Source organism: bacterium (assembly GCA_012517375.1).
In the GTDB taxonomy this organism is placed as follows: domain Bacteria; phylum Hydrothermota; class Tepidihabitantia; order B3-TA06; family B3-TA06; genus JAAYVC01.
Genome location: JAAYVC010000057.1, coordinates 1 through 15,389, shown reverse-complemented (window position 1 = coordinate 15,389; position 15,389 = coordinate 1). Strand labels below are relative to the sequence as shown.

Annotated in this window: 8 protein-coding genes; 6 read left to right on the top strand and 2 right to left on the bottom strand. The window is 47.3% G+C overall.

Features of this window, described 5'->3' with window-relative positions; all coding sequences use genetic code 11:
* Nucleotides 1–380: tetratricopeptide repeat protein (locus tag GX441_06570; GenBank protein ID NLI98307.1), on the bottom strand; the 380-nt coding region annotated here is incomplete at its 3' end.
* A 246-nt stretch (nt 381–626) separates the two neighbouring features.
* Here GX441_06570 and GX441_06565 point away from each other — a divergent pair.
* The 6 genes from GX441_06565 (at nt 627) to GX441_06540 (ending at nt 14,328) form a co-directional block, all read left to right on the top strand.
* A complete protein-coding gene (locus GX441_06565) occupies nt 627–1,556 on the top strand; it encodes a T9SS type A sorting domain-containing protein (protein ID NLI98306.1) in 930 nt (309 codons plus the stop codon).
* A gap of 176 nt (nt 1,557–1,732) precedes the next feature.
* Complete coding sequence (locus GX441_06560) at nt 1,733–3,757, top strand: GAF domain-containing protein (protein NLI98305.1); 2,025 nt, start codon at nt 1,733–1,735, stop codon at nt 3,755–3,757.
* On the top strand, nt 3,757–4,194 hold the full coding sequence (locus GX441_06555) for a response regulator (protein NLI98304.1): 438 nt from the start codon (nt 3,757–3,759) through the stop codon (nt 4,192–4,194). Before GX441_06560 ends, GX441_06555 begins: the two co-directional genes overlap by 1 nt.
* Before the next feature lie 9 nt (nt 4,195–4,203).
* Nucleotides 4,204–12,780 (top strand): GAF domain-containing protein, encoded by an 8,577-nt coding sequence (locus GX441_06550; GenBank protein NLI98303.1) that lies wholly within the window; start codon nt 4,204–4,206, stop codon nt 12,778–12,780.
* Nucleotides 12,780–13,217 (top strand): response regulator, encoded by a 438-nt coding sequence (locus GX441_06545; protein ID NLI98302.1) that lies wholly within the window; start codon nt 12,780–12,782, stop codon nt 13,215–13,217. Before GX441_06550 ends, GX441_06545 begins: the two co-directional genes overlap by 1 nt.
* Nucleotides 13,204–14,328, top strand: coding sequence for a hybrid sensor histidine kinase/response regulator (locus tag GX441_06540; GenBank protein ID NLI98301.1), 1,125 nt, complete (start codon nt 13,204–13,206; stop codon nt 14,326–14,328). The genes GX441_06545 and GX441_06540 overlap by 14 nt, the downstream gene beginning before the upstream one ends.
* A 49-nt stretch (nt 14,329–14,377) precedes the next feature.
* On the opposite strand, the gene GX441_06535 is transcribed toward GX441_06540, so the two are convergent.
* A complete protein-coding gene (locus GX441_06535; GenBank protein ID NLI98300.1) occupies nt 14,378–15,121 on the bottom strand; it encodes a T9SS type A sorting domain-containing protein in 744 nt (247 codons plus the stop codon).
* Nucleotides 15,122–15,389 lie beyond the last annotated feature (268 nt).

Below are 15,389 nucleotides of genomic sequence, written 5' to 3'. Positions count from 1 at the left end.
TCCTGGATTGCCGCCTCGAAAAGACTCCTCGAGTACTGGGGTTTCAGTGCAGCACCCATATCGATAAGGGCGGCCGCGCGCTTGTCGCGGATGACGGGAATGTTGGGCTTTATCTCCACAGCCTTGTCCAGGGCCTTTATAGCCTCGATATACCGTCCCATCGCGCGGAAGCAAAGACCGAGATCGTAGTAAGCGCGAGCAAAATCGGGCTTCATCTTTATGGCTTTCTTGAACGCGCCAACCGCCTCTTCGTACCTGCCGAGCTTTGCAAGCACCACCCCGCGGTTGTGATAGGCCGTTGGGTCGTCAGGAGTCTCACGAATCACCTCCTCGGCAGCTGCAAGCGCCTCCTCGTAGCGTCTTTTGTGAACATCATCCACGTTTGTATCTCCTTTGCTGGTTTTAATGGATCCAGAGGATGTTTTGGAGCTAATTATAGCCTAGTGCAGGAAACCGTCAAGCAATTGTGCATCCCCCAATTCTATTTTCCAGCCGCACTTGACTTGCTGTAGGAGATGGAATCTTGATATTAGGGTAGCTCGCTCTGGAAAAATTTCAGGGGGTATTGACTAACTCTTGAAATGGGTTATCATTTATAAACATTAACAAAACCACCAGGAGGACACTTGAAAAAAGTGCTGTTTTTCATCGCTCTAGCCGCGCCTTTGTGCGTACTTACGGCCGTTGAGCTTCCGAATACTTCGGTATCAGCCGTGAATCTTACGGATAACCCGTTTCTATTAATGCCTGATACCATTCAGCTTGCCTATGACGAAGGAATGCCTGTTAATTTCGGATTCAAACTGACCACTGGAGACAGAATGGCAGTAAGATTTACGCCGCCCTCGCACCCTTTTAAAATTACGCAGGCATGCTATGTACCAATAGGCTGGCAGGATGATCCCGACAACTGGAACGCCCAGTGCGACCTCGTTTTTCTTAAGGACGGCGCTGAGCCGGGAATATCGCTCGGCAAGAAAACGGTTTCGGCAACCATACAGGGAGACCTCAACTGGTTTGACGTATCGAGCCTTAATCTTACGATAACATCGGGAGGCTTTTATTATGGTGTAGAAAATAAGGCTGATGACAATCCAGGGCTTGCTCTTGACGGCGACCCCACAAAACACCACGTTTCCTGGATGTACGTTATCTTCCAGGGTGAAACCTCGAGGAAATGGTCGAACTTTGACAATATTGATGCTGGTCTTCCAGTGAATCTTGGAGACACCGTTGACCTTATACTTCGCGTCAAAGGCGACGCGCCCGGAATCGGCGAGATAGTTCTTGAACCTGACCGGGTGGAGCTTGTGCCCGCGTCGAGCATAGTTGCATCTAAAACGAGCCTTAGCTACACCTTGCCCTCAGACGGTCCTGTCGTTATTACCCTTTTAGACGCGTCCGGACGCACCGTAAGCACCCTTCTCTCATCCAACGCTTCAGCAGGCTCGCATACCCTTGACTGGAATACATCCGGACTTTCCAAAGGCGTTTACTTTGTGCAGCTTGCTACAAAGGATGCGGTAAAGCTCGCCAAGGTAGTCTTAGCTAACTAGATTTACAACTAATCAAATAATCAAAAGAGTAAAAAAGTGGGCCTTGCGCCCACTTTTTTGCCTAAATCAAATACCGTATTGACAATTCTCATTAAACGCATATTCTTACTTGATAATGCAGGCTTTTCTGAGGAAACAGGGCACTTTTGTGCAAACTCCCTTACTGGAGAAATGAGTTGAAAGAGAAAGCGCTCAAAAATAGTAGAAGCGACAGTTTGTTGCATACTTCCGATGATGCAAGTTACAAGGAATATGTAAGAAAACTTCTTGCATCCATTGCGCCCGTCATTGAAAAGGTATCGCTTGGTGAGTTTGACCGCTCGATAGATATCCCTGCAGGAACTGAGGATGAGTTTACCGAACTTCTTGTCGGTCTTAACATGATGATTGAGGACCTGCGTTTCATGTTCCAGGAGAACAAGGACAAGACCGATGAGCTTGAGCGCCGCCTGACCGAACTCTCCGCTTTCAACGAGGTTGGCCGCGCCCTAGGCTCGACGCTTAAACTCGAGGAACAGTTGAAGATAGTCTACGAACAGACGAGAAGAGTTATGCCTGCCGATCACTTCTATGTTGCGCTTTACCGGCCTGAGTCCGAGGATGGTGAGGCTGAACTCGATTTCGTCTTCAATATTCGCGACGGCGTCAGAGAGCCTGCAAGAACGCGTCCGTTTGCCAACGGCATGTCCGAATACATAATACGCAGCAAGCAGCCTCTGCTTGTTAAGAAAGATATAGACAGGTTCATTGAAAAGGAAGGCATAGAGACGACGGTAAGGGGAACGCCTGCAAAATCCTGGCTCGGGGTGCCGCTTATGGTCCGCGAAGAGGTCATAGGAGTGATGACCGTGCAGAGTGTTGAGAAGGAAGAGGCATACGATGAGGGTCAGAAAGCCTTTTTTGTCTCGCTTGCCAGGCAGGCGTCGGGAGCCATTGACAACGCGCGCACCTATATGGAGCTTGAAAACAGACTCACCGAACTTTCCGTTCTTAACGAGATAGGCAGGGCGACAAGCTCAACCTTGAATATTGAAGAGCTTTATGCTGTCATTCATGAACAGATAAAAAGACTTATGAACGCAGACAACTTCTATATCGCGATGCATGATTCAAGGCGCGACGAGGTGAGTTTCCCGTATGTGATTGAAAACGGCAAGCGTGTGGCGTCAGGAGTGGGCGAATGGATTACCCGCAGGGCCGGGCACGGCATAACCGAATACGTAATCAGGACATCAAAACCGCATATGGTTCAGGGCGACAGCAAGGCCGAGCTTGCCAAACAAGGGGTAAACCATATCGGCAAGGCTTCTCACTCCTGGGTGGGTGCGCCCATGATTGCCCGAAACGAATCGATAGGCGTCATTGCCCTACAGGCTTTTGACCCCCAGGTAAGATACAGCCAAAAGCATATGAGGGTACTGCAGCTCATAGCGAACCAGGCTGCTCCAGCCGTGGAGAACGCAAGGGCATACGGCATGCTTGAACAGAGGGTGACAGAGAGAACGGCTGAACTTGCCAAGTCGAACGAAGCGCTCGAGGATTTCGTATACACCGTAAGCCACGATCTTAAAGCGCCCTTGCGGGCGATACTAGGGTTCAGTCAGTTCCTGGAGGAGGATTTCGGGCCCCAGCTCCCCGATGAGGGGAAGATGTATGTCATGCGAATGTCTCAGAGCGCAAAAAGGATGGAGAAGCTTATAAACGATCTTCTGGAACTATCAAGGGTGGGAAGAATAAAGAATCCTTATGAAGAAACTAACCTTGAAGAGCTTCTCTCCGAGATAATGACGACCCTGTCCCCGGGTTCAAACGTCGAGGTGAGGATTGAAGGGCCTTTACCGAATCTTATCTGCGACAGGGTAAGGATAGGTCAGGTTTTTGCCAACCTTATATCCAACGCCATCAAATATAATGATAAGGAAAAAACCGAGATAACCGTCGGTTTTGAGGAACGTCAGGATGAAGTCGAACTCTTTGTCAGGGATAACGGTCCTGGCATCGAGGAGCGGCACTTTGACAGGATATTCAAGATATTCCAGAGATTATCGTCGGATGAGTCAGGAACAGGCATTGGACTTTCTCTGGTAAAGAAGATAGTAGAAGATCACAAAGGCAAGGTATGGGTTGAGTCGACGGTCGGTCAGGGATCGACTTTCCGCTTCACTCTATCCAGAAACCTTGAAGCAAACAAGGAGGCATAATGCATTCCTCCGAAGGAATTCCAATACTTCTGGTTGAAGACGATGAGAACGATATACTCATAACAAAGCGCGCGTTTGAGAGGTACAATCTCAAGAATGAGCTCTATGTGGTTAGGGACGGCGAAGAAGCGCTCGACTACATCTACAAGCGAGGCGACTACCAGGATGAGCCTGTGCCTACGCCGGGCCTTATCCTTCTCGATATCAACATGCCCAGGATGAACGGCATAGAGGTCTTAAGACACCTTAAGGGCGATCCTGAGAAGAAAAGGATTCCCGTAGTAATGCTTACGACTTCCAGGCGCGAGCAGGACAAGATAGAAAGCTACAACCTCGGGGTAAATTCATACATCGTCAAACCGGTAGACTTCAATAAATTCATCGAGGCGGTAACGACTATTAATCTCTACTGGAGTCTGAACCAGCTTCCTGGATAAGAGGTAATAGTGCCTGCAAAAGGGAAAAACAGGAAGGACTTGAAATCGAAGAAGGCGGAGAATAAAAAAGCGTCTAAAAGGCGGGAACAGGCTTGCGTGCCTGAAATAAAGGCAAACAGCGTTTCACCCCAAAAAAGCGCCGATGCCGGTGTAGAAAGGCTGCTTGATCAGATATCCCTTGGATTAGAACTAAATGAACTGGATTTTTCATCGATTCCAGACGACCGTTCACATGCAGAACTTGTTCTTGAAGCCTTAAAATGTCGTCAGGCGAAATCCAGACACAGCGTGAAGGGCAGGCAAACCCAGACCGAGGATGCCGCACGAGTCACAGGACTTATATATGAGTTGTCTCGTGAAGTCAACAACTCTTCTACATTGAAGGAACTCGTTAAGAATGCGGCTAAGGTGTTGAGCAGATGCGGCTTGTTAAGAGCGGGAGTGCTGTATCTTTTATCGAGCGATAACGGCTTCCTTAGTCCTGAGAGGGCGTTCGGAAGGTTAAGGAACAAGCTAAACGGACTGCAGCCATTATCCATGAAAGACAGGGCAGTAAAAAAAGTATTCGCTTCAGAGAAAGGCGCAAGAACAAAATGGCTTGATGATGCGGGACTGTCATTCAATAACTCGCTGAGCGAGATAACGGTGCCTTTGAAATCAGGAGATGATGTAGTAGGCGCCCTGACTGCAATAATCAACAAGGATTCACAGGTTTCTGAATCCTTCCTCTCCAGTGCGGCTGCGGAGCTAGCCTCAGGAATCAAAAGGAAATACTCGGAGCTTGAATTGAAAAAGAGCTACGAGGAGCTCATTAAAAGGGAGGCGCTTTACAGCACGCTGGTCAACACGACTGAAGAGGCGATAATCCTTTCAGACGCTAAAGAAAAAATACTTTACGCGAATCCTGCCGCTTCGAGACTTCTTGGATACACAAGAGAAGAGTTCGAGTCGCTTTATTCTTACGATCTTCTGAATGAGGGAGAAAAAGAAATACTTAAGAAAGAGAACTCAATGAGGATCAAGGGCAAGGCGTCAAGGTACGAACTGATTCTAAAAAGCAAGAAGGGGGAGCCAAGGCATATGCTTATTACCGCTTCCCCGGTTTTTGATAGCGACGGCAGCTTTTACGCCTCCCTTGCAGCGTTAACGGATATAACCGAGATTAAGTCGGCAGAAAAAAAGCTTAAGGAGAGCGAGGAGAAGCACCGATTGTTAATGGAAAGCATCCGTACGCCGGTTCTTGCCCTGAAAGAGGATATGAGCATCCTTTACTGCAACGAGTTTTTTTCAGAGTTTGCAGGCAAGCCGATGCATGAGTTGGAAAACAAAAAGCTATTGACTGTTCTGCCCCAATTCAAAAACACGCGATATTACTCCGCATGTAAAGAAGTATTGAAATCCGGAAAGGCCAAGGAATCCGAGAGCATAATAAATAAACGCTACCTATCTACTCGCGTATACCGGACGCCATGGGGGATACTCTCGATATCCGAGGATATAACGGAAAGAAAGACGAGGGACGAGACATTGCGGGAAAGGGATGAACTCTACAGAACGCTTGTTGATACGGCAAGAGAAGCCATCATTCTCACCGACTTGAATGAGAGAATGCTTTTTGTGAATCCTATGGCGGCTGAAATGGTGGGATATGAATTGAGCGATCTTATTGGAAAGTCAGTCCTGGATTTTATACCGCCGGAAGAAAGAGAAACCATACGCTCGCAGACATTCAAAAGAGAGAAGGGCGAGACATCCCGTTATGAAACGGTGTTTCTGCACAAAAACGGAACAACCCGCAGGGTTCAGATTACGGGTTCGCCTATATTCGATTCATCAGGCAGGGTCGTCTCAACCATGGCGGTGATAACGGATATTACAGAGATTACAATTATCAACGAAATCTCCCAGGCCATAAGCTCGATTCTGGACGTTAAGGAAATATACAAAGTGATCCACGAACAAGTAAAGCGGCTTATCAATGCGGATAACTTTTTTATTGCGATGTACGACAAGGATAAGGACGAAGTCACGTTCCCTTATGCATTTCAGGACGGTCAGATTCAAGTCTGGTCATCGCGAACTGGGGGAATGGGAATGACCGAATACGTAATCAGATCAGGCAAGCCTCTGCTTTTCAGGAATGCAAGCGAGAAGGAAGCATCGAGGCTCGGTATAGAACATATAGGTAAATCCTCGCGTTCATGGCTTGGCGTTCCTATGATAATCCGCAAAGAGGTTATAGGGGTGATAGCTATACAGTCCTTTACAGAGGACGTTTATTACTCGGAAAAACACGTCAGAATAATGGAAACCATAGCGGCTCAGGCCGCTCAGGCTGTTGAGAATGCTCACTCATATTCCGAACTAGAGAAAAAAATTACGGAGCTTTCGGTTTTCAATGAAATTAGCCGTGCATTAGGCGCAACCCTCAATATTGGCGAACTGATGAACGTCTTGTACGAGCAGACTTCGAGGGTGATGGATGCTTCGAGCTTTTACATAGGGCTTTACGACGAAGAAAACCATACCGTTGAGTTCCCTCTGTTCGTAGCCAGCGATGGCAGCAAAACGCGAATACCGCCTCGAAAATTCGAGAACGGCTTGACCGAGTATGTCGTTTTATCAAAAAAACCGCTGCTGTTCTCAAGGGATGTTGTTAATGAAGCCAAGAAGCTGGGAATCGAAGTAAGGATAGCGGTAACTAGCTCCGTCCCCCAGAGCTGGCTTGGCGTTCCGATGATATTTCAGGATAAGGTTGTTGGCGTTATATCAGTTCAAAGCACCAGGGCGGAAAATCTCTATGACAATGAGCATCAGCGCATACTTGAAGCCATCGCCAATCAGGCTGCTGGTGCGGTCTCGAATGCAAGGGCCTACAGTGAACTTCAGCAGCGCCTAACCGAGCTTTCCGTATACAATGAAGTGAGCCGTACCCTGACTTCCACACTCCGGTTTGACGAGCATATGGATCTCTTGTATAACCAAATCAAGCGAGTTATGGACGCCGAAAGCTTCTACATGGCGCTTTACGATGAGAAGCATGACATGATTGAGTTTCCCCTTTTTATCGTGGATTGGGGCAAGCGGCTGGATGTCGCTCCTAAAAAGTTCGGGAATGGTCTTACCGAGCGCGTTATCAAATCAAAGAAGTCCTTATTTCTGAGTGAAAACGTTCCCGAAAAAGCAAAGGAGCTTGGCATCGAGATGCGCATCATTGACCAGGATATGCCTCAGTGCTGGATGGGAGTACCCATGATTTCTCAGGATAAGGTTCTCGGAATCATGACGGTTCAAAGTACAAAGAGAGCGAATGCTTACAATCAAAGCAATTTGAGGGTTCTTGAGGCGTTGGCAAGTCAAACGGCCTCGGCCGTGGAAAACTCCCGAGCGTATGCCGAAATAGAAAGGAAACTCACCGAGCTCTCAGTATTTAACGAAATCGGTCGAGCGTTAGGTTCAACTCTCAATCTTGATGAGCTTCTAAAAGTAATCTATTCACAGATAACGCGCATAATGGAAGAGGACAGCTTCTACATCTCACTGTACGACGACGAAAAGAAAACACTTGAGTTTCCTCTATACATGGTAAAAGGTAAGGTCATCGATATGCCTGCAAGGCCTTTCGGAAAGGGTTTGACTGAGTATATCATCACGAGCAGGCAGTCTGTGGTCTTCGGAGAGGATATGCTCGAGAGAGAGAAAGAGCTCGGGATATCGAGCGTTCTTTACTCGGAGGATGATTATCCTCTTTCATGGATAGGCGTACCTATGATATCGCACGACAAAGTTATTGGCGTAATAGGTATGCAAAGCCTGAAACCCAACATCTATGATGAAGACCATAGACGCATACTTTCTTCCATTGCCAATCAGGCCGCTCAAGCAGTGGAGAATGCTCGCGCCTACCAGGAGCTCAAGGGTCGCTTTACCGAACGGTCGGTAATGACGGAGATATCAAGAGCAATAAGCTCGACCTTAAAGATTAACGAACTTGCGGAAGTTTTATACAATCAAATCAACCGGATAATGCAGACTGACAGCTTTTATCTGGCTTTGCACAACATCGATGAGGGGGCGCTTGAGTTTCCCTATTTTATCGAGAAGAATCAGCAGATGGATGTGCCCTCAAGGCCTTTTGGCGAAGGTCTTACCGAATACGTAATAAAAACCAGGGAGCCATTGCTTATTCAGCAGAAGAATTTTAAATCCGAGTGCAAGCGCCGGGGAATCAGGATGATAGTCCACGGAGCACCTCCGCTTTCCTGGCTTGGCGTGCCCATGATTTCTCAGAACAAGGTTTTGGGCGTATTAGCCGTACAGACAATCGAGAACGCTTACTCCTATGACGAAAATCATATGCATCTGCTTTCATCAATTGCAAACCAGGCCGCTGGCGCCGTTGACAATGCAAGGGCGTATGAATCGCTTGAAAGAAGGCTTACTGAACTTTCGGTTTTCAATGAGATAGGCAGGGCTCTGGCTTCGACATTGAAGGTCGATAAACTGATGGAGGTTATTTATACGCAAACCAGCAGAATAATGGACGCCCAGAATCTATATGTCGCTCTTTATGACGAAAACACGAATATGATTGAGTTTCCGTTCTTTCTCGATAACGGTTCGAGAATATCGATGCCTTCAAGAGAACTTGGAAACGGTTTGACTGACTATATAATAAGGAACCGGGAGTCCCTCCTTTTCAATGATAATGTTGTCAAGTTAACCAAGAATCTGGGGGTAGATATGGTAGTAAAAGGCAAGGCGCCCAAATGCTGGCTTGGCGTACCCATGATCTCGCAGGATAAAGTTATCGGCGTTATGTCTGTTCAGAACACAGACAGGGCGTTTCTCTACGACGAAAACGACAAGCGTCTTCTTCAATCTATAGCGAATCAGGCAGCTGGAGCGGTAGCAAACGCCAGAGCCTATACGGCGCTTGAAAGAAAACTTACCGAGCTGTCGGTATTCAACGAAATAGGAAGAACGCTTTCATCCACAATTCAGCTGAACGAACTATTAAAGGTGATATATTCTCAGATAACGAGGATTATGGAAGCCGAGGCGTTTTATATAGCTCTTTATAGTGAAGACACCGGAATGATTGAATTTCCTCTTTGGGTGGAGAATGGCGAATTCAAGGAGGTGTCTGCAAGAAAATTCGGCAAGGGGATGACCGAGTACGTTATCAGTACGAGAAAGCCTCTTCTGCTGGGTGAAAATATGGAAAATGAGGAAAAGGAGTTGGGCATTGAGAGCTACAAATTCGGAGAACAGTCCTATTCATGGCTGGGCGCCCCGATGATATCGCATGATAAGGTGCTGGGCATCATATCAATACAGAGCACGAAAAAATCCATCTATGACGAGGGGCACAAGAAGCTTCTTGAATCGATTGCCAGCCAGGCGGCAGGCGCGGTTGCAAACGCCAGAGCCTATAAAGTAGTTGAACAGAGGGGTGAGGAGCTGCGTTCGCTGCTTAAAACAAGCTCCGACCTGTCATCCACGCTTGATATATCAGAGATTGCATACATCATCGCTGAAAGAGCTTCCGATCTAATCCCTGCAAACGGCTGCACGTTCTACAGATTCAACAATCAACAGAAGAAGCTTATACCGCTTGCGTCAACCGTAATAGAAGAATACGACCAGAGGATGTCTTATGAGGTTCCTTTGGGGGAAGGCGCTACTGGGAGAGCGGCGTTAGAGAGAAAACCCGTAATAGCGAATAATCTGCATCTGGATTCAAAAGCGCCAAGAATCCCTGGGACTAAAGAACTTCCTACATGCATTCTTGCAGCCCCTCTTATAGCAAGGAATGAATTGCTTGGAGCGATGACACTATTGAGGCTTTCCGAGCAGGAATTCAAAGATCATGATCTCCAGCTTTTTACTCTCTTCTCAAGACAGGCGGCGGACGCTTTTGCTAACAGCTTGTTTTTCAGCGAGCTGAAGCAGCTTAACGAAGATATGGAGCGCCGGAATGCAGAAAGGCAGGCTCTTTTAGAGACAAGCACGGCTGTATCGGCTACTCTGGACGAGAACCAGATAGTTCAGCTTATCTCGGAGAAGGCTACCGATTTTCTTCAAGCGGACGGGTGTACGTATTATCAATACGATGAAGTCGCAAAGGAACTGGTTCCTAAGACGTCAACCGTCGTTGAAGGCAAAAAGCAGATTCTTAGTCATCGAATAAAACTTGATGAGGGCGTCACCGGACGTGCGGCTTCACAGAAAAAGGCGATTCTCGCTAATAACGTTCATCTTGACCCTAAGGCTTCAAGAATCCCTGGAACAAAGGATCTGCCGACATGCCTAATGTCGATACCGCTTCTCGCTCGCGGCGACTTGCTTGGCGTGATGACCCTTCTACGCCTTAGCGAAAAGGAGTTTACGCAGCACGATCTTGAATTGTTCAACCTTTTTGCCCGCCAGGTTACGGATTCTTTAGCCAACAGCCGGCTTTTCGGAAAGCTGAGGCAGCTAAACAAGGATTTGCAGCACCGCAGCGATGAACTCAGTTCGCTTTTCAATACAAGCACTGAGCTGTCTTCCATTCTTGATGACGGACAACTGGGCAGTCTTATCGCTAAAAGGGCGAAAGAGCTTGTATCTTCTGATGGATGCACCTTCTACACTTTCGATCAGGAATCGAATATGCTTATTCCTGTCAGTTCTACTCTGGTGGATGAACATGAAGAGCTGATGGCTTACAAGGTTCCGTTGGGCGAGGGCATTACAGGCAAAGCCGCTCTTGAGAAACGGCCTATTCTCGCGAATCTGGTTCATCTTGACCCGTTGACCAAAAGCGTTCCTGGAACCAAGGAACGTCCTATTTGCATGCTCGCTACGCCTTTAATAGCGAGAGGAGAATTGGTAGGATGCATGACTCTGGTACGTCTTTCCGAGCAGGGTTTCGAAGAGCACGACTTGCAGCTTTTTACGCTGTTCGGCAGGCAGGCCGCCGAGGTTTTTTCCAACAGCCGGCTTTTCGGAAAGCTGAAGGAGTTGAATGAAAATCTGGAAGGAATAGTCAAGGACAGAACAGCCGAACTTGAGCGTGCAAGCGTTGAACTCGAAAAAGTTCACCAAGATTACACGGAAAGAGTTCGCATGCGGCTTGCCGCGATTGCGCCGATAATGGAGAAGATATCAATCGGCGATTTCAGCCAAAACATCCCGCTTCCTGATTCTGAAGACGAATTTACCGAGCTTTTTGTAGGTCTCAACCTCATGATCGACGACCTGAGATTCATGTTTGAGGAAAATCGCAGACGCAGCGAAGAGTCGCGCAGACGCAGCGAAGAACTCTCCGCGCTCCTGAATACAAGTACGGCTCTTGCATCATCGCTTTACGAGGACGAGGTTTATAAGCTTGTCACCGAGAATGCGACTTCCCTCATCAATGCCGACAGATGCACTATATACAAGTTTTCCTCTGGGACAAATGAGTTGATTCCTCAAACCACTACTGAAAAAGATAATCCCGAGCCGATTATGAATTTCAATATTTCGCTTGGCGTCGGTGTGGTAGGCAAATGCGGGCTTGAACGCAGTCCCCAGCTCGCCAACAACGTGCATAGAGATACTGATTCAGCCGGAACGGCCGGGCAGAAGCAAACGCCAACATGCATCATGGCCGCGCCCTTGATTGTTCAAAGAGAACTCCTTGGAGTAATGGAACTTGTAAGGCTCAGCGAAGAAGTCTTTACAGAGCACGATATGGAGCTCTTCTTGCTTTTCTCGCGTCAGGTTGCAGAAACGACTGCAAATGCAAGGCTGTTCGGAAAGCTGAAGGATTTAAACGAGAATCTTGAACTCATGGTTAACCAGAGAACGAAGGAGCTTGAGGAGTCCAACCGCAAGACAGCAGCATTCGCAAGGGAGCTTGAAGAGGTCATATACGTTACAAGTCACGATCTTAAAACCCCGCTCAGGGCTATATCGGGTTTCAGTCAATTTCTTTACGAAGATTACCGCGAAAAAATAGACCCAGAGGGGAGACTCTATCTGACGCGGCTTATAGATGCGGCGAAAAGAATGGAAAAACTGCTTGACGACCTCTTGAATATTTCTGCAATAACGCGCAAGGAAAGGACCTTTGACCGCATCCCGTCCGGCGATATCATAAAGGAGGCGATAAAGCTTCTGAATCCAGAGGAAAACGTGGATATCGTTTACGACCCCGATCTCTTGCCGACCATTTTTTGCGATCGTTCAAAGATGACGGAAGTTTTCTACAATCTCATATCCAACGGATTGAAGTTTAACGATAAGCCTCGCAAGAAAGTTACTATTAATGCAAGGGACGTAGAAGGGTTTCATGAGTTTACGGTCGAGGATAACGGCATCGGCATCGAGAAACGGCATTACGAAAGGATATTCAAGATATTCCAGCGCCTGCACCTGCGGGAAAACTACGAAGGAACGGGCGTGGGTCTATCGATGGTTAAAAGAGTTCTTGAAGAACATAACGGGAGGATATGGGTTGAATCACAGATAGGAGTGGGTACAATATTCCACTTCACTCTGCCTCATCACAAAGAGGATGAAAGAGACGAAACCGATAATTCCGAAAGGAGCATGTAATGGCTGAAAGAAAGCCTATAGATATACTGCTGGTGGAGGACGATGAAAACGACATCTTGATAACAAAACGCGCCTTTACCAAGCACAACCTCTCCAACCGTCTTTACGTTGTAAGGGACGGCGAGGAGGCAATTGACTTCATCTACCATAAAGGTCAATTCTCAGATCAGGAATCGGCGCCAAGACCTGGAGTAATACTGCTGGATATCAATATGCCGAAGATGAACGGTATAGAAGTTCTCAGAAGACTGAAAAGCGACCCCGATTACAAGACAATTCCGATTGTCATGCTGACAACATCGAAAAGAGATCAGGACAAGATAGAAAGCTACAATCTGGGCGTCAACTCCTATATTATCAAACCGGTAGATTTCAACAAATTTGTGGATGCTATAGCTACAATAAATCTCTACTGGGAGCTTAATGAACTCCCCTAAAGGAGTTGTGGGCGGGCCAGCAGCGCCCGTCAGTGTTCTTCTCGTCGAGGACAACGAGTACGACGAAACGGCATTCCGGCGCATGGTTAAGCAGCGGGACTTGAACTACTCCATCGTCTCGGCGGCGACAGGCTCAGACGGGCTGTCAAAGCTTGATAAAGAAAAATTCGATATTATTCTTCTGGATTTTCTCCTCATAGACATGGACGGTCTTGAATTCCTTAAGGAAGTAAGAAGCAGAGGCATAGATACGCCTGTTGTCTTCCTTACCGGGCAGGGCAGCGAAAAGGTTGCCGTAGCGGCTATGAAGCTCGGAGCTTACGACTACCTTACAAAGATGTCGGATATGAGCCATCTGGCTCAGCTTCCCGCGACCGTTACCCAGGCAATTGACCAGTACAGGCTTCGCAAGGAAAGAGAACAAATCGAACAGATGAGATCCGATTTCATAGCAATGCTGACCCACGATTTGAAAAACCCTTTATCCACGATAATCTCGGCCGCTGAGTTCCTTAGTCTTTCCGAGGGTCTGCTTGAAAGGCAGATGCGAATGGTCACCCTTATAGAAGGCGCATCCAAAGACATGCTTGGGCTTGTGGAAAACTTCCTTCTTGTATCCAAGATTGAGGCGGGAAAGCTTGAGCAGACCTATGAGCCGGTAAACATCAATGAAGTCCTGCTCAGGGTGTTCAATATGAATAAGCTGCATGCCGACAATAAAGGCGTTCGCTTTGAACAGGAGCTAAATCCCCAGATGCCCCTGATTGACTGTAACGCCACCCAGATGTTTCGAGTATTTACCAATCTTGTCGGCAACGCACTGAAATTCACGTCTGCGGGACGAGAAATAAGAATTATCAGTGAAGTATCCGATAATGAGGTAATAGTGAAGGTAAAGGATGAAGGTTCAGGAATAGCCCCGGATTTGCTTCCCTTCGTTTTTGATAAGTACAAGCGAAGCGTCACGGATGATAACCCAAAAGGGATTGGACTGGGACTTTATATCGTCAAGATGATAGTTGAATCGCTCAACGGAAAGGTTGAGGTGGAAAGCCAGGTAGGAAAAGGAACCACTTTTATCGTTCATCTTCCATTGACTCTTGCAAAGTAAAGTCCGGTTTCCTTCAGAAGAACCGATTATCAGTTTCTCAAGTATAACGTTATCTAAGAAGGAGAGTCTTTTTCGTCACACTCATCTTTTCAGTCTCCAGTCTGATAAAATAGACCCCGGATGCCAGCCCCGATTTAAAGCTCACCTTGCCCTCACCCTTGACGCGGAGGTTCTCGCTTCTTCTTCCCGTGGGGTCGTAAAGACTGATCGTCCCCTGCTCACCCAGGGGGAGAGAGTATGAGACCCGTAACACCCCCTCTCCTACCTGCAAGCTTATGACATCGAGATTCAAAGCCTGGGGTATGGGCTGCTCCTCTATTCCGGAGCCGTATAGTGTCTTGGACATCACATCATCCTCGTCGGACTCGTCTGGGGTCATGACGGTCGAGACGGTCAATGTGTAGTTGGCTGCATCCGAAGGCTTGAACTCCTTGAAGGATACCGTGTCCTCGGTGTCGGCGGTAAGCGACCAGGTAAGGGTGTCGGCATAGACAACTCCTGAGCCGCCCTCGATCTGGCCTATCACGAGGAAGCTGTCCGCTACCTTGCGGCCAAAGTTCTTTATACGAGCAGTTGGGGTGTAAGCAGTGCTCTTCCATACGGAGTCGCCGGAAAGTATACCTTTAACGCCGACATCGTAGTCCGCGTAACCGGTAAGCCGGATGTCGTCCCAGTATATCTTCTGCCCATACCATACACTAGGTGTTGCCCAATTACCCCAACCCATTAGTATGAATGAATCAACAGTAGTTTGAGGTGAATATTTTCGAACATCAATGAGATCGACCTTCAAACTGCGTAAGCATGTCAACCACAAAGTATCATCAGGGGTATAAAAATACTCAAAAGTCCACCTTGGGAATGTTAGATGATTATAAACGTCTGTTTGATATAAATAACCGTACTCAAACCAACCTGCTTGTGAAGCATCTAAAAACAGACCTGTCACGAAACACATCTCATTTAAATTGGGATTAAGGAGCTTAGATATCATCTTCTGGTTCCAAATTAAACTATCCAAATCGGATATTTTTTTATTTAGGAAACCTGTGTAAACAATT